Source organism: Microbacterium alkaliflavum (assembly GCF_044325405.1).
In the GTDB taxonomy this organism is placed as follows: Bacteria; Actinomycetota; Actinomycetes; order Actinomycetales; family Microbacteriaceae; genus Microbacterium; species Microbacterium alkaliflavum.
In genome coordinates, this window is record NZ_JBIQWL010000012.1 from 1 (window position 1) to 18463 (window position 18463).

The following is an 18463-nucleotide window of genomic DNA, read 5'->3' on the forward strand; positions in this document are numbered from 1 at the left end:
CCCCCCCCCCCCCCCCCCCCCCCCCCCCGCGGCCCCGCAACGACCTCGCCCCGAGCTTCGACGGCGTCGCGCCGGTTCCGGCGCCCGCCCCGGCCCCGGCGCCCGCCGTGCGCATCGCCCACGTGACGAAGCGGTTCGGCACGGGTCCCGTCGTGCTCGAGGACGTCTCCCTCGACATCGCGCCCGGCGAGTTCGTGTGCCTGCTCGGGGCGTCGGGATGCGGCAAGTCGACGCTGCTCAACCTCATCGCGGGGCTCGAGCGGCCGACCGCCGGCGACATCCAGACACCCTCCGCGGGCTCGGCCGTCATGTTCCAGGAGTCGGCGCTCATGCCCTGGCTCACGGCGCGACGCAACGTCGAGCTCGCCCTGCGGCTGCGGGGCGTGCCTCGCGCCGAGCGCCGCGAGAAGGCGCTCGCGCTCCTGGACACCGTCAACCTCGCGGATGCCGCCGAGAAGCGTCCGCACGAGCTCTCGGGCGGCATGCGGCAGCGCGTCGCGCTGGCGCGAGCCCTCGCGCAGGACCGCCCCGTGCTCCTCATGGACGAGCCTTTCGCGGCGCTCGACGCGATCACGCGCGATCTCCTGCACGAGGAGCTCGAGCGCGTCTGGCGCGCCACGGGCCGCACGATCGTGTTCGTGACGCACAACGTGCGCGAGGCCGCGCGCCTCGGCCAGCGCGTCGTGCTGCTGGGCAGCCGCCCCGGTCGCGTCGTCGAGGAGTGGCGCATCGGCAAGACGACCGGTCGCCGGATCGAGTCGCCCGAAGTCGCCGCGCTCTCGGTGGAGATCACCGAGAAGCTGCGGAAGGAGATCCGCCGCAATGCCGCTTGAGACACCCACCGCCCTCGCGCGGGCCGCGGACGCGGCATCCGTCCCGACCGGCGACGAGCTGCGCAGCCTGTCCGCGGGGCTCGACCGCCTCCAGACCGATGCCTCCACCGAGCCGAGCGCCTGGCGCCGGTTCGCCGCGAGCGTCGTGCCGCCCGTCGTCTTCGTGATCCTGCTGATCGTCGCGTGGTGGCTGTACGTCGTCATCGCGCAGCCGCGGCCCGATATCGTGCCGAGCCCCGCCGACGTCTGGACGGCGATGGGCGACGCCTGGGACGCAGGACGCCTGCAGCAGGCTGTCACGACCAGCCTCGAACGCGGCGTGATCGGCTTCCTGATCGCGATCGTCGTCGGCACGCCGATCGGCCTGCTGCTGGCAGAGGTGCGCCCCATCCGCCGCGCCGTCGGCCCGATCATCTCGGGCCTGCAAGTGCTGCCGTCGGTCGCGTGGGTCCCCGCCGCCATCATCTGGTTCGGGCTGTCGGACGCGACCGTGTACTTCGTCATCCTCATGGGGGCGATCCCTTCCATCGTCAACGGCCTCATCGCCGGCGTCGACCAGGTGCCGCCCCAGCTGCGCCGCGTGGGCACGGTGCTGGGCGCCTCGCGCTGGCAGCTCGCGACGGCCGTCATCATGCCGGCGGCGCTCCCCGGCTACGTCGCGGGTCTCAAGCAGGGCTGGGCGTTCTCGTGGCGCTCGCTCATGGCGGCCGAGATCATCGCCGTCGGCGGCACGATCGGCTTCGGCCTGGGGTCGATGCTGCAGCAGTCGCGCGAGCTCGCGGACCTCGCCGGCGTCCTCGCGACGATCATCCTGATCCTTGCGATCGGCGTCCTCATCGAGCTCGTCTTCTTCGGCCCCGTCGAGCGCCGCATGCTCAAGCGCCGCGGCCTGCTCGTGACGGGCGGTGCCCGATGACCCTTCGACAAGCTCAGGGACACCATCGACCGGTTGGTGAGCCTGTCGAACCACAGGGCAGGCCCGCGCCCGGCAAGGTCTGGCTCGTCGGGGCCGGCCCCGGCGACCCCGGCCTGCTCACCGTCGCGGGTCTGCGCGCCCTCGAGCGCGCCGATGTCATCGTCGCGGACCGCCTCGGTGCGCGCGCCGTGCTGGACGGGCTCGCGGCCGACGGGGTGGAGCTGCGTGCCGAGGTCGTCGACGTCGGCAAGAGCCCCGGTCACCACGCGGTGCCGCAGGACGCCATCAACGCACTGCTCGTGCAGCTCGCGCTCGACGGGAAGACCGTCGTCCGGCTCAAGGGCGGCGACCCGTACGTCTTCGGCCGTGGCGCGGAGGAGCTCGACTACTGTCGCGACGCAGGGATCGAGGTCGAGGTCGTGTCGGGCGTCACGAGTGCCATCGCGGTGCCTGCGCTCGCCGGCATCCCGCTGACCTACCGCGGCGCCGCGACGGCCTTCACCGTCGTCACAGGCCACGACCAGATCACCTCGCTCAGCGGCGGCCGCGACCACACCGTCGTACTGCTCATGGGTGTCGGCACCCTGGCGCAGGCCGCCCTCACGCTCGCACGCGGCGAGCGCGGCGCAGACTGCCCCGTCGCGATCGTCGAGGACGGCTTCGGCCCGCGCCAGCGGGTCACGGTCGGCACGCTCGCCACGATCGCGGCGCAGGCCGCCGAGCGCGGCGTCCGCTCCCCCGCCGTCGTCGTCGTGGGCGACGTCGTGCGCGTGAGCCCCTATGCCCCCGACGCGATCGCGTCGGGCATCGACCTGAACAACTTCGACCCGCTCGCCGCCCCCGCGAGCGCCCGCACCGGAAAGGCCACTGCCTGATGACCTCTTCGCCCCTCAACCTCCGCGTCGCGATCGTCGGCTCGGGCCCCGCCGGCATCTACGCCGGCAACATCCTCGCGAACGCCGTCAAGGCCGCGGGCGGCTCGGTCGCGATCGACCTGTTCGAGTCGCTCCCCGCTCCGTACGGCCTCATCCGCTACGGCGTCGCGCCCGACCACCCGCGCATCAAGGGCATCGTGAACTCGCTGCACGAGATGCTCGACGAGGGCACCATCCGCTTCATCGGCAACGTCGAGATCGGCCGCGACATCGCGCTCGACGAGCTGCACGAGCGCTACGACGCCGTCATCCTCGCGACCGGTGCGATCCGCGACGCGGCACTCGAGATCCCCGGCATCGACCTGCCCCGCTCGTACGGCGCGGCCGACTTCGTCGCATGGTTCGACGGGCACCCCGACGTGCCACGCGAGTGGCCGCTCGAGGCCCGCGAGGTCGCCGTGGTCGGCAACGGCAACGTCGCACTCGACGTCGCCCGCATCCTTGCGAAGCACGCCGTGGACCTCCGCCCGACCGAGATCGCCGACAACGTGCTGGGCGGTCTCGAGGCCTCCGCCGTCACCGACGTGCACGTCTTCGGCCGCCGCGGCCCGCTCGACGTCAAGTTCACGCCCATCGAGCTGCGCGAGCTCGGCGAAGTGCGCGACGTCGACATCGTGCTCGCCGACGAGGACTTCGAGGCGCTGGATGCCGCGGCCGCGACCAACAACCAGCTCAAGGTCATCAACCGCATCTTCGACTCCTGGCGCAAGCGCGGCACCGAGGGCGCGTCGCGCCGGCTGCACCTGCACTTCTACCACTCGCCCGTCGAGGTGCTCGGCGACGACGAGCAGGGCGTCACGGGGCTGCGCTTCGAGCGCACCACGCCGATCGGCGAGAACGCCGTCATCGGCACGGGCGAGCTGCGCGACATCCCGGTGCAGGCCGTGTACCGCGCCGTCGGCTACTACGGCACCCCCGTCGTCGGGGCTCCCTTCGACGAGAAGCGCGGCGTCATCACCAACGTCGAGGGCCGGGTCACCGAGGGCGAGAAGCCGATCACGGGTCTCTACGCCACCGGCTGGATCAAGCGCGGACCCGTCGGCCTGATCGGCCACACGAAATCCGACGCGATGGAGACGATCGCGCACCTCGTCGCCGACGCCGAGGCGGGGCGCCTCGTGGCACCCGTCGTCGACGCCGACGTGCTCGAGCTTCTCGACGAGCGCGAGGTCGCCTTCACGACGTGGGACGGCTGGCTCGCCCTCGACGCGCACGAGCGCGAGCTGGGCGGGACGCACGAGCACACGCGTGAGCGCGTCAAGGTCGTGCCCCGCGACGAGCAGGTCGAGATCTCGCGTGCCGGAAGCCTGACGCTGTCATGACCTACGTCATCGCTCTGCCGTGCGTGGACGTGAAGGACCGCGCGTGCATCGACGAGTGCCCGGTCGACTGCATCTACGAGGGTGAGCGCAGCCTCTACATCCACCCCGACGAGTGCGTGGACTGCGGTGCCTGCGAGCCGGTGTGCCCCGTCGAGGCGATCTACTACGAGGACGACCTGCCCGACGAGTGGCAGGACTACTACAAGGCCAACGTCGAGTTCTTCGACGACGTCGGCTCGCCCGGCGGCGCCGCCAAGGTCGGCGTGATCCACAAGGACCACCCGGTCATCGCCGAGCTCCCGCCCCAGGGAGAGGGCCATGACTGATCCGGTCCAGACCGAGGTCGACGTCGTCATCATCGGCGGCGGCCCTGCGGGCCTCTCGGCCGCGCTGAACCTCGGTCGCGCCCGCGCCTCGGTCGTCGTCATCGACGCCGGCCGCCCGCGCAACGCCGCGACGCTCCGGTCGCACGGGTTCCTGACGCGCGACGGTGTGCCGCCGCTCGAACTGCGCAAGCTCGCCCGCGCCGAACTGTCCGCATACGCGGACGTGCGCGTCTTCGACCGCACCGTCGCGACGGCCGTCGTGCGCAGCGACGGCGCGGACGGACTGCGCTTCGTCGTCGCACTGGAGGGCCGCAGCCCCGGCACGCCGCCCGCCGTCGCGGCGCGCTCGATCATCGTCGCGACCGGCCTGCGCGAGACTCTTCCCGCGATCCCGAGCCTGCGCGCCTTCTACGGCATGACGATGTTCAGCTGCGCCGCCTGTGACGCGTGGGAGCTGCAGGACCGCCCGCTCGCGCTCATCGGCGAGACCAGCGACCTCGCGACCCGCGCACGCCTCATCGCGCGCTGGACCGACAGGCTCACCGTCTTCACCAACGGCCGCGACATCATCGACACCGTCGAGGAGGCCGAGCTCGCGGCATCCGGGATCGTCGTCGAGCGTCGGGCGATCGCCGACCTCGAGGGCGAGCGCGGGGCCGTGTCCGCGGTGCGCCTCGCCGACGGCGCGCGCGTCGAGATCGACGGCGGATTCGTGCGCCCGGAGTGGCATCCCGCGCTCGACTACCTCGCGCGCGTCGACGCCGAGCGCGACACCGAAGGGCACCTGGTGGTCGACGGCTCTGGACGCACGTCGGTCGCGGGCCTGTACGCCGCGGGGGATGCCGCGTCCCCCGGCCCGCAGCAGCTCATCGTCGCCGCGGGCCAGGGCGCCAGGGCGGCGGCCGTGCTGGTGCACGATCTCATCGGCGTGCAGACGGCCCACTGAACTCCCGCGGGATGGTCAGGCGGCGACCGCCGCGAGCCGCTTCGGCTCGTCCTCCCAGTCGATGACGAGTCCGTTGCTGGAGTTGGCGGCGTCCGCCATCGTGCGCAGCCGCTCCGGCTCGAGCGGTTCGGACTCGGCAGACTCGAACACGAACTTGAGCGGGATCGCCGGCTGCAGCCAGATCGAGGTGCGCCCTTCCGGCGATCCGTCGGGGTGGCGCCACGTGAGTGTGAAGCTCTCCCCACGGCGCAGCTTGGTCGTCGCCACCACTTTCACGTACGCGAGGGTGCGATCGGGCACCTGCGTCGGACTGGTCTCGCTTCCGTAGTAGAGGTATCCCACCGTGGTCTTCCTTTCGCTCGGGTCGGCGTCAGGCGAGTCGGCCGTTTGTGTGAATCTAGGTAGCCACATGTGAAACTCATTGTCAATACCAGGACTTATGTATCTCGGTTGGTGTGCAATCAATTGTGCGTCACAGATTGTGGGGCTACACTGTGAGACCTGCCAGTGACGGGAGCGGATCGGGAAGCACATGCCTCAGAACGTCGTGCGCCACGAGGGCGAGCACCTCTACGCGACTCAGCCGAGCACGCCCGAAGGGCGGCGCCTGAGCGAGGCGATCCTCGCTCTGCGCCGCGCGGAGCGCGTGCAGGCCGAGCGGGCCCTGCGCGCGTCGGGGCTCTCGAACCTCGACCTCACCGCGCTGCGGTACCTCGTGCAGGGATATCGCGATGGGCGCGATCTCAGCCCGAAGGACGTCATCGTCATGCTCGACACGTCGAGCGCGACCGTCACGAATGTCATCGAAAGGCTCGTGCAGCGCGGCTTCGTCACGCGGGTGCAGCACCCGACCGACCGGCGAGCCCACTACCTCGTGCCGACGGAGGCCGCCATCCGCCGCGTCGACGACTCGTACGCGGCCCATCACTCGACGGTCGTGACGACGATCGAGGGCCTGTCCCCCGAGGACGCGGAGACCGCCGCGACCGTCATCACCCGCATCGCGGAGGCACTCGACCGGCTCGCGCACCAAGCGGTCGGCACCGGACAGGGAGAGGCATCCCCCTGACGTCCCGCGTCAGCGCTTCGTCTGCTCCGATCCCGACAGCCGCTGTGCGATGTAGATCGGCACGATCGAGATGACCACCATGACGACGGCGATGACCGAGACGATGGGCGCCTGGTTGGGCCGGAACATGTTGTTCAGGATGAAGATCGGCAGCGTCGTGACCCCGGAGCCCGCGGTGAAGGTCGTGACGATGATCTCGTCGAAGCTCAGCGCGAAGGCGAGGAGCGCACCTGCCAGCAGCGCCGAGCGCAGCTGAGGGAACGTCACGAGGCGGAACGTCGTCCACACTCCCGCGCCCAGATCGGCCGAGGCCTCCTCGAGGTTCGTGCCGGTGCGGCGCAGTCGTGCGATCGCGTTGTTGAACACCGTCACGATGCAGAACGTCGCGTGCGCGATGATGACGGTCCAGATCGACAGCGGGATGCCCATGATCGTGCGGAAGAAGTTGTTCAGCGCGATACCGGTGATGATGCCGGGCAGGGCGATCGGCAGGATGACGAGCAGGTTCACGGCGCTGCGCCCGAAGAAGTCGAAGCGCTGCAGTGCGAGCGAGAGCAGCGTGCCGAGCACGAGCGAGATGAGCGTCGCGGCGATCGCGACCTGCACGCTCGTGGCCACGGCGGCCACCGCGCCCTGGCTCTGGAACGCCTTGACCCACCACTCCAGCGTGAAGCCGGGCGGCGGCCAGGACAGTGATGTCGAGGTCGAGAAGGAGTTCACGAGCACGACGAAGAGGGGGATGTAGACGACCACGAGGATCGCCACCGTGGCGATCGCGAGCGTGACGCGCGCGGACTTTCCGAGTCGCACCGCTGCTCCTACAGGTTGTCGAGGGCGCCCGTGCGACGCACGAGGGCCAGGTAGCCGAAGATGATGACGATCGGGATCAGCGCGATCGCCGCGGCGAGCGGCAGGTTGTTGGCCGCGCCGACGTTCGTGTAGACGAGGTTTCCGAGCATCTGGGTCGTCCCGCCGACGATGTTGACGGTGATGTAGTCGCCGAGCGACAGCGAGAAGCTGAAGATCGTTCCCGCGATGATCGCCGGCATCGCGAGCGGCAGCACGACGTGACGGATCGTCCGCCAGCTGCGCCCGCCGAGATCTGCGGATGCCTCGAGCAGCGAGTCGGGCACGCGCTCGAGTCCCGCATAGATGGGCAGGATGACGTACGGCAGCCAGAGGTACGACAGCGTGATGACGGTCGCGGTGAGCCCATAGCCGGGAGTGTGCAGTCCGAACGGCGCGAGCACCCACTCCAGGAGGCCGTCCTGCGAGAGCACCGAGCGCCACGCGTAGGCCTTCACGAGATAGCTCGCCCACAGCGGCATGAGCACCGCGATGACGAGGAGGCGCTGCACGCGGGGGGTCGCGATCTTCGCCATGTAGAACGCGATCGGCAGAGCGATGACGACGTCGACGACCGTGACGGCGAGCGCGATGCCGATCGTGCGCAGGGTGACGGTCTGGTACAGCGTGCCCGTGAGCACCGTGACGATGTTGTCGAGCGTCCAGTCGGTGATGATCTCGCCCGTGAAGCTGTCGACGCTCCAGAACGCCGTCACGAGGAGCAGCACGAGCGCCACGATGTAGACGAGGACGAGCCAGAACAGCGGCGCCGTCAGCAGCAGGGTCAGTCGCGCACGCGGATGCGTGCTGAGCCACGCCGACGTGCGCCGGGCCGGCGTCTTCGGCGGCGGGGGAACGGCGCGCTCGGCCCGCGGCGGGGCGATCGTGTCGGTCATGCGTCTCCTCGGGGGTGCCAGGGGCGGCGTGCGGCGCCGCCCCCGGCGATTTCGGCGGGCTCGGTCAGCCCTTGATCTCTGCCCAGGCCTCGGTCCACTGCGCGTAGTCGACGCATTCGACGTCGGTGCGCCCGTCGAGGCACTTCGCGATGGGGGTGGTCCAGTACCAGATCTTCGACGCGTAGTCCGCATCGCCCGCGTGGTAGGCCTCGCAGTCCTCGCGGTAGTCGCACGCAGCCTGGCTGGAGGGAGCCTCACCGAAGTACGACGTCGCCTGGCCGTTCACCTCCGGGCTGGAGATCCAGTCGAGCCATGCATAGGAGCAGTTGGGGTTCTTGGTCTTCGACGAGATCATCCACGTGTCCGACCATCCCGTCGCACCCTCCTCGGGCAGCACGACATCGGTCGTGGCGCTCTCACTCGCGAGCACGTTCTGGATCACCTGCCACGTCGTGCCGGCGACGGAGTCGCCGGTCTCGAAGGCCTGCACCTCCTTGAGGTAGTCCGACCAGTACTCGCCGACGTGCTGGCGCTGCTCCTTGAGCAGGTCGACGGCAGCCTCGAACTGCTTCTGGTCGAGTGCGTAGGGGTTCTTGATCCCGAGGTCGGGCTGGTGGGCCATGAGGTACACGGCCGCGTCGGCGATGTAGATCGGGTTGTCGTACGCGGTGATCTTGCCCGAGTGGTCGCCGGCCTTGTCGAACACGACATCCCACGAGGTCGGTGCCGGGGTCACCACCTCCGTGTTGTACAGGAGGAGGTTGGCGCCGTACCCGTGCGGCACTCCGTAGTGCACGCCGTCCACGGTGTTCCACGGCTGGTCCTTGAGGAAGTCGTAGATCGCCGCGTAGTTGGGGACGAGATCCGTGTTGACGGGCTGGACGTCGCCCGCGGCGATGAGCCGGAGCGAGGCGTCGCCGGAGGCCGAGACGACGTCGTAGTCGCCCGTCTTCATGAGATTGACCGCCTCGTCCGACGTGTTGAAGGTCTTCGACGTGACCTTGCAGCCGGTCTTGTCCTCGAAGCCGCTGACCCAGTCGTAGGCGGGGTCGTTGCTGCCGTCCTCGACGTAGCCGGCCCAGCCGATGATCGAGACCTGCCCTTCCATGTCGCCGAGCTCGGTGGCCGCCGCGGTGGGGGCGGCGCTTCCGCTCGACGTTCCGCAGCCGGCCAGGGCGGCGATCGCCCCGACCGCCAGTACCCCGGCGGCGGTCGCCCGCGCGCCGCGCAGCGTGTGCATCATGTGTGTGTCCTCTCGGGTGAAGGTGCTGTGTGTTTCCGGGGCATACGCCCGCGGACCTGGAGCCGGCGCACTCGCCGGGAAGTCGTTCGCCGGGCGGTCATTCGCCGGGCGGGATGAGCGGCACGACGTCCGCGTCGTGCCACGTGACGTGCACGCGATCGCCCCGCTCGTCGTCGGATGCGCGCGAGCGGTCGTTTCGCTCGAGCACCGTCACGCGCATCCCGGCATCCAGATCGACGACACGACGGATGCCGCTGCCGACGTAGATCGATTCCACGAGGGTGCCGGGAGCCGACCGCTCGCCATGCGCCGTCGCAGCGTGCGCGTTGAGCGTGAGCTTCTCCGGCCTGATCGAGTGCTCGCCTTCGCGGCCGATGAGGGCGGCCGACCGCTCGGGGTCGAACAGGTTGGAGGTGCCGACGAAGTCGGCGACGAATCGCGACGCGGGCTGCTCGTACAGCTCCCATGGCGTGCCGAGCTGCTCGATGCGGCCGTCGTGGAAGACGGCGACGCGGTCGGACAGCGTGAGCGCCTCCTCCTGATCGTGCGTCACGAAGATGAAGGTGATGCCCAGGTCGCGCTGGATCTGCTTGAGCTCGACCTGCATCTGCTCGCGGAGCTTGAGGTCGAGCGCGCCGAGGGGCTCGTCGAGAAGCAGCACCTTGGGCTCGACGACGGTGGCCCGGGCGAGCGCGACGCGCTGGCGCTGGCCGCCCGACAGCTGCGCGGGCTTGCGCTCGGCATACTGCGCGAGCCGCACGGCTTCGAGCGCCTTCATGGCGCGATCGCGCCGCTCCGCGCGCTTGACGCCGCGCACGCGCAGCCCGTACGCGACGTTGTCGAGCACCGACATGTGCGGGAAGAGGGCGTAGTCCTGGAAGACCGTGTTGACGTCTCGGTCGAACGGGGCCTTCTTCGTGACGTCCTGGCCGAACAGCTCGATCGTCCCGCCGGTCGGCTGCTCGAAGCCCGCGATGAGGCGGAGCACGGTGGTCTTGCCCGAGCCCGAGGGGCCGAGCATCGAGAAGAACTCGCCCGCGCCGATCTCGAGGTCGACGTGGTCGACGGCGGTGACGGAGCCGAACTCCTTGGTGAGCCCGGTCAGTCGGATTGCAGGCGGGGCATCGCTCATGACGATCTCCTTCGATGGTCGATCGGAATTAAATCATATGGATCCATATGTTCAAAAGAGGTCGGTGGTGTTACCGTCTTGTCACGGCCCTGGAGAGGCGCTCCCGGCCGGGGCCACCGGGAGTTGATCCATGCCGCACGCGACGGGACGAGTGGATGCCGCGCACGCGGTCGTCTTCGCTCCCCTCGACGGCGCAGGCCGCGCCGAGCTCGTCGAACAACGGCTCACCGACGCGATCGTGAGCGGGGTGCTGCGCGACGGCGAGCGTCTGCCGAGCGAGTCGGAGCTGTCCCGCAGCCTCGGGGTCGCCCTCGTCACGGCGCGTGAAGCGCTCGAAGGCATGCGCGACAAGGGCCTGGTGCGCACACGCCGCGGGCGGGACGGCGGCAGCTTCGTCACCTACGACCGCGAGCAGGCGTCGCGCATGCTCGCACGTCGCCTCGCCGCGCACTCCCGCATCGAGCTGCGCGACCTCGCCCTGCACGTCGGGGCGATCGCGGGCACGGCTGCCGAGGTCGCGGCCGGGCGGGCCAGCGACGACGACCTCGAGAGTCTCCAGACGATCGCCGGCAATGCCGACCTGTCCTCGGCCGGCGGGGCTCGGCGCGCCGTGAGCCGGTTCCAGCTCGAGGTGGCCGCCATCAGCCAGTCCCCGCGGCTCGTGCACGAGGAGATCCGGCTTCAGGCCGAAGCCGGGCCACTCCTGTGGCTGTGCCTGCGCGAGCAGGAGTACCGTGATCGCAGCGCGTCCGCGCGCGGCGAGGTCATCGAGGCCATCCGCGAAGTCCGACCCGAGGCGGCGCGCCGCGCCACGATCGCGCACATCACGAGCGCCTTCGAGTGGCTCGTGCACGAACGGCTCAGAGTCGACGCCGAGGGCCGCGGAGAGGCATCCGGGATCGGACAGGAGGGATCCGCATGAGCACGGCGGTGGCGCACCCCGCGGTCGCGATCGCCTCCCGCGTCGCCGAGACGATCGACGGGATCTTCGCGACGATCGACGGGTGGCGCGACCTCCTCGAGGCCCGTCTGGCCGAGGGTCTCGCGCTCACGGCCGAGGTCCTCGATCCCGTCGTCGAGTCGTTCGCCGTGCCCGCGCTTGCCGGCGACAGCCTGATCACAGGATCGGGGTTCGTGGCCGAGCCCGGCGCGCTGAGCGACGCCGAGTGGCACCTCGCCTGGTGGCTGCGCGGCATCGCCGAGCCGCGCCGCCTCGCGACGATCGACGACCCTTCGCACGAACAGTTCCGCGACTACACGGCGCTGGAATGGTGGCGGGTGCCCGCCCGTTCCGGCGCGCGCCACCTCACCGGGCCGTACGTCGACTACGTGTGCACCGACGACTACACCGTGACGATCACGACCCCCGTGCGCCTCGACGGCGAGATGGTCGGCATCGTGGGCGCCGACGCCCTCGTCGACCAGCTCGAACGGGAGCTGCTCCCGGTGCTGCGGGCAGGCGGTGCCGATACGGCGCTGGTCAACGCGTCGGGACGGATCGTGACCTCGACGGATGCCGCCCGCGAGCCCGGCTCGATCCTCCGGCTCGAAGGACTGGCCGACGCGATCGCGGCGGCGCGATCCGACGTCGCGGTGCTTCCCGGCGGTGCGGCGGTGCTCGCCTGCGGCGACACGTCGCTGACGCTCGTCATCCAGTAGGTCAGGCGAGCGGCTCGAGGTCCTCGGCCTTCGCGCCGACGGCGAGCAGCCGCTCGCGCATCGCCGTCGCCGCGATCGCGTAGGGTGCGTCGTCGCCGGTCAGCAGCGACCGCGAGTTCGCCTCGTTGTCGAGCGCGATGACCTCGAACGCGATCCGGCGCACGGTCGCGGCATCCGCCGTGATCTCCCCCGCCTCGGCGGCGTACCGCACCTGCGCCTCGAGGTAGCCGTACCAGTCGCGCAGCCAGCCGCGGACGGCATCACCCACGGGCCCCGGCTTCGAATCCATGTCGGCGGCGGTCGCGGCGAAGAAGCAGCCACCCGTGAACACGCGTGTGCGCGAGTAGTCCAGCGCGCGGCGCAGCAGCACCGCCAGGCGCGCGACGCCGCGCGGATGCGCGCGTGCCGGCTCGACGACGTTCTCGCGGAAGATCTGTGCGGCCGCGTCGACGGCGGCGAGCTGCAGCGCCTCCTTGCCCCCGAAGAGCGTCGCGATGCTGCTCTTGCTCATGCCCGCCGCCTCGGCGAGCCGGCCGATCGTGAGCCCGTCGAGACCCTCGACCGAGGCGAGGTCGGTCGCCCGCTCGAGCACGACCCGCCGCGACGCATCGCCGCGAGCGCGGCGCCGGTCGATGACGATTTCGGACATGCCTCTAGTGTACGAACGATCGTTCGTATAGTCTACGAACGATCGTTCGTACTCATTCCCGGAGGTCGATCATGAACCCCACCTGGACCCGCCGCCTCTTCCGCACGGCGAGCACCGTCTCCCCCGAACTCGCCGGCCGCCTCGCGCTGCGTGCGTTCTTCGTGACGCAGCCGCGCCTCGCGCTTCGCGAGCAGGATGCCGCGACCGACGCCGCCGCAGACCGCGGCGCGATCCGCGTGCGCGGCAAGGACGTCGTCACCTACTCCTGGGGCGCCGGCGACGAGACCGTCCTGCTCGTTCATGGCTGGCGCGGGCGGGCCTCCCAGTTCGCACCGCTCGTGCGCGAGCTCGTCGCGGAGGGCTTCCACGTCGTCGCGTTCGACGCGCCCGCGCACGGGGCGTCCCCCGCCGCTCCGACCGACATCCGCGACTGGATCGCCGCGATCGACGAACTGCAGCGCCGTCAGGGCCGGTTCCGCCTCGTCGTCGGGCACTCGTTCGGTGCGCTCGCGACGCTCACCGCCGTGCGAGCGGGCACGACCACCGCGCGCGTCGCGACGATCGCCGGCGCGGGCACCCCGCAGGTGTTCGTCGACCAGTTCTCGATGATGCTCGACCTCACCCCTCGCGCCAAGGCGGCGTTCGAGCGGCGGTTCCACGCGAAGTTCGGAGAGGATGCGGCATCCATGCGTCGCCGCTTCGACGCCGTCGCCGACCCGCTCCTCCCCCACGTCGAGCTGCTGTCGGTGCACGACGACACCGATCGCCAGGTGCCCGCGACGGCGAGCGCCGACCTCGTCGAGGCGCACGGCGGGCGGGCGAGGCTCGTGCGCACGCACGGCCTCGGACATAACCGAGTGCTGGCCGACGACGTGACGCTCGACGCCGTCACGGCCTTCGCGACGGGCGGTCTCGCGCGCGTCGACGAGCTGCTCGCCCGCGCCGCGTAACACCGGAGATCGCCGCATCGTCGGACCCGCGCACGGCGCGTCGATCCGGCGAAGCGGCGATCTCCGACGATGTGGCGCGAGAGCCGTCGGCCTCAGGCGCCGCCCGCCTGACCCCCGGGAACCCGATTCAGCGTGCAGACGAACTGCCTGACGACGCCGTTGTCGTGGAGTGCGCCGACGGAGAGCGCGGCCTGGACCTCCGACGCGGAGTCCAGAACGCCGTTGCCGTCCGCGTCGCCCGCGGCGAGCGCCGCTGCATAGCCGCCAGGCGCCGAGACGGCGTGGACCTGCCAGCGGCCGCCGTTGAACCCGGGGTCGCCGGGCGCGACTTCCGCGACGCTGCGCTGCGCGCCTCCGAAGTTGTAGATGACGTCCCACGCATGGGCGGGAGCGCCGGTGCCGGACAGGTCGGTGGGCGTCGCGACAGTGCGGTACAGGACGTGGTCGACGTAGATCACACCCTCGGCGGTGACGCCGCCGGATCCGGCCGCGAACGCGGAGCCGGTCGCGGAGAGCGAGAGCGCGCCGACCGCGACTCCGACCAGGACTGCGGCCAGGCGGCCACGGCTGCGCAGGAATTCGAGACGAGACATCAGGATCAACCTCCATTCCGGCCGGGGCGGCCGGGTCGCGATCCAGTCAAGCCACGCCGGGCGGTGCACTCCATGACGGGGCGCTCACGAGGTTCTTACGAGGTTGTTACGAGCCGCCCCTGCAGCGCGACGCCGCCTGCTCCCCCGAGCTCTGCGCGCCTATCCTGTCTGCGTGAACACCGCTCTGGTGGTCGACGACGACGAGACCGTGGGCGACGTCGTCGCGGCGTACCTCATCCGCGCCGGGCTCACCGTCGTGCGCTCCGGCGACGGGATCGATGCGCTCACCGCCGCTGCGCGGACACCGCCCGACATCGTCGTGCTGGACCTCATGCTTCCGGGCATCGACGGGCTGGAGGTGTGTCGACGGCTGCGCCGCAGCCGGCCCGAGCTTCCGATCGTGATGCTCACGGCGCGGGGCGAGGAGGATGACCGGATCCGCGGGCTCGAGGTCGGCGCCGACGACTACATCACCAAGCCCTTCAGTCCGCGCGAGCTGGTTCTGCGCGTGCAGTCCGTCCTGCGCCGCAGCGGCGCGGCCTCGGCATCGCAGGGCGAGCCGCAGGACTCGCCCGACCGCGTCGTCGACGGAGACCTCGAGATCGATCGGCGCGCCCGCAGGGTCAGGCGCGACGGGCGCGAACTCGCGCTCACCGTGCGCGAGTTCGATCTCCTGTCCTGGTTCCTCGGCAATCCGGGAAGGGCCGTCCGCCGCGAAGAGCTCATGCAGGACGTCTGGGGCTGGGACTTCGGAGACGCCTCGACGGTCACCGTCCACGTCAGTCGACTGAGGGAGAAGGTCGAGCCCGATCCCACCGCTCCGGTCAGACTCGTCACGGTGTTCGGCATCGGCTACCGATGGGATCCGGCGACATGACCGTTCCCGTCGACGCGCTCCTCTTCTCGGCGACCGCCGCAGCCGTCGTCGGCATCGCGGGGGCCGTCATCATCCTCGCGATCGCGCGGGTGCGGGTCGCCGTGGCGGCCGTCGCAGCGCCCCTCGTCGTCGTGCTCTCCGTCACCGCCGGCGTCATCGCCGGTGCGGGCTCGATGCTGCTCTCGGCGGCCGACCTGACCGGCATCCTGCTCGTCCTGCTCGCAACTGTGCCGATCGCGCTCGCCGTCGGCGCGCTCGTAGCGGTCCGCATCCAGTCGGCGGCACGCGCAGCCGAGCGCGCGGCGGCTGCGGCCGAGACCGAGCGGCGGATCGAAGGCCAGCGTCGCGACCTGATCGCCTGGGTCTCGCACGACCTGCGCACACCCCTCGCGGGCATCCGTGCGACGGCCGAGGCGCTGCAGGACGGGGTGATCCCGGATGCCGTGGGCGCGGCGGAGTCGATCCGCCACGATGCGATGCGCATGAGCGCCATGGTCGACGACCTCTTGATGCTCTCGCGCCTGCAGGCACCGTCGGTCGCGCTCGAGCGCATGGACATGGACATCGGCGACCTCGTCTCGGACACCGTGGCGGCGCTCCGCCCGATCGCCGAGGCCGCCGGGGTGGAGCTCACGGGCGCCGCACCGACAGGCGTGCGGGCCACGGTCGCCTCGCCCGAGCTGCGTCGTGCCATCGGCAACCTCGTCGTGAACGGCATCCGCCATACCCCCCGCGGCGGCGTCGTCGACACGACCCTGGCACTGGAGGACGGCAGGGCCGTCGTCGCGGTGGCGGACAGCTGCGGCGGCATCCCCGAGACCGACCTCCCGCACGTCTTCGAGACGGGGTGGCGCGGAAGCGCGTCGCGTCGCCCCGACGCGGGAGCCGGACTCGGCCTCGCGATCGTGCGAGGCGTCGCCGACGCGCATCAAGGATCCGCAACCGTCCGCAACAACTCCACGGGGTGCGTGTTCGAGCTTCGCCTGCCCGTGACGGTCTGATCAGGCGCCGCGCGCCCCCGCATCGGTCGAGCCGACGTCGGTGCGGTGGAAGTTCTGGAACGAACGGGATGCCGTGGGCCCGCGCTGGTTCTGATACCTGTTGCCGTACGGCCCGGTGCCGTACGGCGCCTCGGCGGGCGACGAGAGGCGGAAGAAGCACAGCTGCCCGATCTTCATGCCGGGCCACAGCTTGATCGGGAGCGTCGCGACGTTGGAGAGCTCGAGCGTCACGTGACCCGAGAATCCGGGGTCGATGAAGCCTGCCGTGGAGTGGGTCAGCAGACCCAGGCGGCCGAGCGACGACTTGCCCTCGAGGCGCGCGGCGACGTCGTCGGGCAGGGTGATCTGCTCGAACGTCGAGCCGAGCGCGAACTCGCCCGGGTGCAGGATGAACGGCTCGTCGGGCGCGACCTCGATGAGGTGCGTCAGGTCGGGCTGGTCCTCGGCCGGATCGATGAAGGGGTACTTGTGGTTGTCGAACAGCCGGAAGTACCGGTCGAGCCGCACATCGACGCTCGACGGCTGCACCATGTCGGGCTGCCACGGGTCGAGCGCGATCCGCTCGGCCTCGATCTCACGTCGGATATCGCGATCGGAGAGCAGCACGCGCCAAGCCTACCGACCGATGCCGGCACCGAGCGTGCGCGGGTCAGCGGGGCGAGAGCATCCTGAGCTGGAGCATCGCGGCGAAGCGCTGCTCGGGATCGTCGAGGTCGAGGCCGCTCACCTCCGCCGCGCGGCGCAGGCGGTAGCGGAGCGTGTTCGGGTGCACGAAAGTCGCGGCGGCGGCGACCCCGACATCGCCGAAGGCGTCGAGCCACGCCTTGAGCGACTCGACGAGATGCGTGTCGTGCCGACGGTCGTACTCGAGGAGGGTCGTCACGGGACCGGTCGGCTGTTCGCCGCGGGCGGCGATGACGTCGTGCAGCTCGAGCAGCAGGGATTCGGTCTGCACCTCGGCGATCGACGCGACGCGCCGCGATGAGGCGCGGCGCCGGATGACCCGGAGCACGCGGTCGGCGGTGGCCCTGGACTGCGCGATGGACGTGACGTCATGGGCGAGCGATCCGACCGCGATGACCGCGGGCATGCGTCCCCCGACCCGATCCAGGAAGTCCTGCGAGATCGCGATCGTGCGCTCGGGGGTCGCGCCGGCGGGAAGGATGCCGTACACGACGTCGCCCACCAGCGCGACGGCCGAGCCGGGAAGCACCGCGGAGACGTGCACGGCGAGTGCGTCGGCGAACCGTTCGCGATCTGTCACGAGCAGCTGGTCGTCGACCGAGTCGTCGCCTGTGAGGACGCCCGCGAGGACCAGCACGACGTGTTCCGCCAGACCGAGCCGGCTCAGTGCCTCGCGCGCCCCCGCGCCTCCCTCGAGCGCGGTGCCGACGAGCTCGGCCCGCAGGCGCCGCTGCACATCGGCACCCGCCCGCACACGCAGGAGGTGCAGGGCGACGAGCTTCGCGGCGTCCTTCAGGGTCGCCGTCCGCTCCGCCGTCAGCGGACCGTCCATCGCCGCCCAGATGGATCCGAGCACTTCGTCTCCCGCTCGGACCGCGATCGCGACACGCTGCGTCGTGACCCCCTCCCCGAGGTCCATCGGGTCGACGATGACGGGGCGGTCGTAGCGATAGAGGTCGCGGAAGACACCGAGCTCCGTGAGAGCGCGCGAGTAGCGCTCGGGCACCTGCCGTCCGACGATCGTCTCGGCGCGCGAGGCGTCGGCCTCCTCCTGACGGCCGGAGAACGCGAGCACACGCGACGACCGGTCCTCGATCGTGATGGGCGCGTCGAGGAGTGCCGCGATCGCGTTCGCGACGGCGAACAGATCACCTGAGGGGATGCCGCCGAGCGACTCGTCGGCGATCTCGCCGATGTCGTCCTCGGCGAGGAGCGAGCGCAGCAGGGCCGCCAGCTGCGTCCAGGTCGCGCCGCGCGCGAGACCCACGACCGCCACTGCGTGGGCGTCGCTCGCGGCACGGACGTCGTCGGTCACGGGCACCGGCGAGCGCACGATGACGGCGGCCGCGCCGTGCGCGCCGAGCTCTCCGATGAGCGCGGCCAGCTCGGCGGCGTCCGTCACCCCGACCGCCAGCACGACGGCGCTGTCGGGATAGACGGCCTCGTCGACGGGGTCGAAGATGACGACGCCCCCGATGTCGAGCGTCGCGTCGACATCGCCGTGCACGAGCTCGAGGAGGGTCACCCCCAGATCGTCGAGCACCCGCCCGAGACTCGATCTCGGCCGGGTGCTCATGCTCGGGAGC

General features: G+C 71.0%; 21 protein-coding genes. 12 read left to right on the top strand and 9 right to left on the bottom strand.

From position 1 onward, the window contains the following. Positions 1 to 107 precede the first annotated feature (107 nt). The 6 genes from ACH3VR_RS20360 to ACH3VR_RS20385 are packed head-to-tail and all read left to right on the top strand — an operon-like array spanning position 108 to position 5278. Positions 108 to 833: an ABC transporter ATP-binding protein gene (locus ACH3VR_RS20360; RefSeq protein ID WP_397558162.1), complete on the top strand. Its 726-nt coding sequence runs from the start codon at positions 108 to 110 to the stop codon at positions 831 to 833. Then, complete coding sequence (locus ACH3VR_RS20365; RefSeq protein ID WP_397558163.1) at positions 823 to 1749, top strand: ABC transporter permease; 927 nt, start codon at positions 823 to 825, stop codon at positions 1747 to 1749. The genes ACH3VR_RS20360 and ACH3VR_RS20365 overlap by 11 nt, the downstream gene beginning before the upstream one ends. Beyond that, complete coding sequence (gene cobA / locus ACH3VR_RS20370; RefSeq protein WP_397558164.1) at positions 1746 to 2624, top strand: uroporphyrinogen-III C-methyltransferase; 879 nt, start codon at positions 1746 to 1748, stop codon at positions 2622 to 2624. Before ACH3VR_RS20365 ends, cobA begins: the two co-directional genes overlap by 4 nt. Further along, positions 2624 to 4006: an FAD-dependent oxidoreductase gene (locus ACH3VR_RS20375; protein ID WP_397558165.1), complete on the top strand. Its 1383-nt coding sequence runs from the start codon at positions 2624 to 2626 to the stop codon at positions 4004 to 4006. The genes cobA and ACH3VR_RS20375 overlap by 1 nt, the downstream gene beginning before the upstream one ends. Next, positions 4003 to 4332 carry a ferredoxin gene (fdxA, locus tag ACH3VR_RS20380; RefSeq protein ID WP_397558166.1) on the top strand — a complete coding sequence of 110 codons (330 nt, stop codon included), beginning with the start codon at positions 4003 to 4005 and terminating at the stop codon, positions 4330 to 4332. Before ACH3VR_RS20375 ends, fdxA begins: the two co-directional genes overlap by 4 nt. After that, complete coding sequence (locus ACH3VR_RS20385; RefSeq protein WP_397558167.1) at positions 4325 to 5278, top strand: NAD(P)/FAD-dependent oxidoreductase; 954 nt, start codon at positions 4325 to 4327, stop codon at positions 5276 to 5278. Before fdxA ends, ACH3VR_RS20385 begins: the two co-directional genes overlap by 8 nt. A gap of 15 nt (positions 5279 to 5293) precedes the next feature. Here ACH3VR_RS20385 and ACH3VR_RS20390 read toward each other — a convergent pair whose 3' ends face one another. Then, positions 5294 to 5620: a DUF7882 family protein gene (locus tag ACH3VR_RS20390; protein WP_397558168.1), complete on the bottom strand. Its 327-nt coding sequence runs from the start codon at positions 5618 to 5620 to the stop codon at positions 5294 to 5296. 190 nt (positions 5621 to 5810) lie between these two features. Here ACH3VR_RS20390 and ACH3VR_RS20395 point away from each other — a divergent pair, with 190 nt between their 5' ends. Continuing rightward, on the top strand, positions 5811 to 6347 hold the full coding sequence (locus ACH3VR_RS20395) for a MarR family winged helix-turn-helix transcriptional regulator (RefSeq protein ID WP_397558169.1): 537 nt from the start codon (positions 5811 to 5813) through the stop codon (positions 6345 to 6347). A 9-nt stretch (positions 6348 to 6356) separates the two neighbouring features. Here the strand turns inward: ACH3VR_RS20395 and ACH3VR_RS20400 are convergent, their stop codons facing one another. From ACH3VR_RS20400 to ACH3VR_RS20415, 4 genes are all read right to left on the bottom strand, one after another. Further along, positions 6357 to 7157, bottom strand: coding sequence for an ABC transporter permease (locus tag ACH3VR_RS20400; protein WP_397558170.1), 801 nt, complete (start codon positions 7155 to 7157; stop codon positions 6357 to 6359). Between the two features lie 8 nt (positions 7158 to 7165). After that, on the bottom strand, positions 7166 to 8089 hold the full coding sequence (locus ACH3VR_RS20405; RefSeq protein WP_397558171.1) for an ABC transporter permease: 924 nt from the start codon (positions 8087 to 8089) through the stop codon (positions 7166 to 7168). Positions 8090 to 8153: 64 nt separating this feature from the next. Further along, positions 8154 to 9332 carry an ABC transporter substrate-binding protein gene (locus tag ACH3VR_RS20410; protein WP_397558172.1) on the bottom strand — a complete coding sequence of 393 codons (1179 nt, stop codon included), beginning with the start codon at positions 9330 to 9332 and terminating at the stop codon, positions 8154 to 8156. 97 nt (positions 9333 to 9429) lie between these two features. Further along, entirely contained in the window at positions 9430 to 10464 is a 1035-nt protein-coding gene (locus tag ACH3VR_RS20415) for an ABC transporter ATP-binding protein (protein WP_397558173.1), read from the bottom strand. Between the two features lie 130 nt (positions 10465 to 10594). On the opposite strand from ACH3VR_RS20415, the gene ACH3VR_RS20420 reads away from it, so the two are divergent. Further along, positions 10595 to 11386: a FadR/GntR family transcriptional regulator gene (locus ACH3VR_RS20420; RefSeq protein ID WP_397558174.1), complete on the top strand. Its 792-nt coding sequence runs from the start codon at positions 10595 to 10597 to the stop codon at positions 11384 to 11386. Then, entirely contained in the window at positions 11383 to 12123 is a 741-nt protein-coding gene (locus ACH3VR_RS20425; protein WP_397558175.1) for a cache domain-containing protein, read from the top strand. The genes ACH3VR_RS20420 and ACH3VR_RS20425 overlap by 4 nt, the downstream gene beginning before the upstream one ends. Position 12124: 1 nt before the next feature. On the opposite strand, the gene ACH3VR_RS20430 is transcribed toward ACH3VR_RS20425, so the two are convergent. Next, on the bottom strand, positions 12125 to 12772 hold the full coding sequence (locus ACH3VR_RS20430; protein ID WP_397558176.1) for a TetR/AcrR family transcriptional regulator: 648 nt from the start codon (positions 12770 to 12772) through the stop codon (positions 12125 to 12127). Positions 12773 to 12843: 71 nt separating this feature from the next. On the opposite strand from ACH3VR_RS20430, the gene ACH3VR_RS20435 reads away from it, so the two are divergent. Next, a complete protein-coding gene (locus ACH3VR_RS20435; protein WP_397558177.1) occupies positions 12844 to 13722 on the top strand; it encodes an alpha/beta hydrolase in 879 nt (292 codons plus the stop codon). Between the two features lie 92 nt (positions 13723 to 13814). Here ACH3VR_RS20435 and ACH3VR_RS20440 read toward each other — a convergent pair whose 3' ends face one another. Next, positions 13815 to 14315 carry a hypothetical protein gene (locus ACH3VR_RS20440; protein ID WP_397558178.1) on the bottom strand — a complete coding sequence of 167 codons (501 nt, stop codon included), beginning with the start codon at positions 14313 to 14315 and terminating at the stop codon, positions 13815 to 13817. Between the two features lie 172 nt (positions 14316 to 14487). On the opposite strand from ACH3VR_RS20440, the gene ACH3VR_RS20445 reads away from it, so the two are divergent. Both ACH3VR_RS20445 and ACH3VR_RS20450 read left to right on the top strand, forming a co-directional pair. Next, positions 14488 to 15192 (top strand): response regulator transcription factor, encoded by a 705-nt coding sequence (locus tag ACH3VR_RS20445; protein WP_397558179.1) that lies wholly within the window; start codon positions 14488 to 14490, stop codon positions 15190 to 15192. Continuing rightward, positions 15189 to 16193, top strand: coding sequence for a sensor histidine kinase (locus ACH3VR_RS20450; RefSeq protein ID WP_397558180.1), 1005 nt, complete (start codon positions 15189 to 15191; stop codon positions 16191 to 16193). The genes ACH3VR_RS20445 and ACH3VR_RS20450 overlap by 4 nt, the downstream gene beginning before the upstream one ends. Here the strand turns inward: ACH3VR_RS20450 and dcd are convergent, their stop codons facing one another. Beyond that, positions 16194 to 16799 carry a dCTP deaminase gene (gene dcd, locus ACH3VR_RS20455; RefSeq protein ID WP_397558181.1) on the bottom strand — a complete coding sequence of 202 codons (606 nt, stop codon included), beginning with the start codon at positions 16797 to 16799 and terminating at the stop codon, positions 16194 to 16196. It abuts the gene before it with no gap. A gap of 43 nt (positions 16800 to 16842) precedes the next feature. Next, entirely contained in the window at positions 16843 to 18453 is a 1611-nt protein-coding gene (locus ACH3VR_RS20460) for a PucR family transcriptional regulator (protein WP_397558182.1), read from the bottom strand. Positions 18454 to 18463: the final 10 nt, after the last annotated feature.

Bases quoted from the DNA above. Each gene is read 5' to 3' on its own strand.
- ACH3VR_RS20365 (WP_397558163.1), top strand. From the start codon at position 823: ATGCCGCTTGAGACACCCACCGCCCTCGCGCGGGCCGCGGACGCGGCA.
- cobA (WP_397558164.1), top strand. From the start codon at position 1,746: ATGACCCTTCGACAAGCTCAGGGACACCATCGACCGGTTGGTGAGCCT.
- ACH3VR_RS20375 (WP_397558165.1), top strand. From the start codon at position 2,624: ATGACCTCTTCGCCCCTCAACCTCCGCGTCGCGATCGTCGGCTCGGGC.
- fdxA (WP_397558166.1), top strand. From the start codon at position 4,003: ATGACCTACGTCATCGCTCTGCCGTGCGTGGACGTGAAGGACCGCGCG.
- ACH3VR_RS20385 (WP_397558167.1), top strand. From the start codon at position 4,325: ATGACTGATCCGGTCCAGACCGAGGTCGACGTCGTCATCATCGGCGGC.
- ACH3VR_RS20395 (WP_397558169.1), top strand. From the start codon at position 5,811: ATGCCTCAGAACGTCGTGCGCCACGAGGGCGAGCACCTCTACGCGACT.
- ACH3VR_RS20405 (WP_397558171.1), bottom strand. From the start codon at position 8,089: ATGACCGACACGATCGCCCCGCCGCGGGCCGAGCGCGCCGTTCCCCCG.
- ACH3VR_RS20410 (WP_397558172.1), bottom strand. From the start codon at position 9,332: ATGATGCACACGCTGCGCGGCGCGCGGGCGACCGCCGCCGGGGTACTG.
- ACH3VR_RS20415 (WP_397558173.1), bottom strand. From the start codon at position 10,464: ATGAGCGATGCCCCGCCTGCAATCCGACTGACCGGGCTCACCAAGGAG.
- ACH3VR_RS20420 (WP_397558174.1), top strand. From the start codon at position 10,595: ATGCCGCACGCGACGGGACGAGTGGATGCCGCGCACGCGGTCGTCTTC.
- ACH3VR_RS20425 (WP_397558175.1), top strand. From the start codon at position 11,383: ATGAGCACGGCGGTGGCGCACCCCGCGGTCGCGATCGCCTCCCGCGTC.
- ACH3VR_RS20430 (WP_397558176.1), bottom strand. From the start codon at position 12,772: ATGTCCGAAATCGTCATCGACCGGCGCCGCGCTCGCGGCGATGCGTCG.
- ACH3VR_RS20435 (WP_397558177.1), top strand. From the start codon at position 12,844: ATGAACCCCACCTGGACCCGCCGCCTCTTCCGCACGGCGAGCACCGTC.
- ACH3VR_RS20440 (WP_397558178.1), bottom strand. From the start codon at position 14,315: ATGTCTCGTCTCGAATTCCTGCGCAGCCGTGGCCGCCTGGCCGCAGTC.
- ACH3VR_RS20450 (WP_397558180.1), top strand. From the start codon at position 15,189: ATGACCGTTCCCGTCGACGCGCTCCTCTTCTCGGCGACCGCCGCAGCC.
- ACH3VR_RS20460 (WP_397558182.1), bottom strand. From the start codon at position 18,453: ATGAGCACCCGGCCGAGATCGAGTCTCGGGCGGGTGCTCGACGATCTG.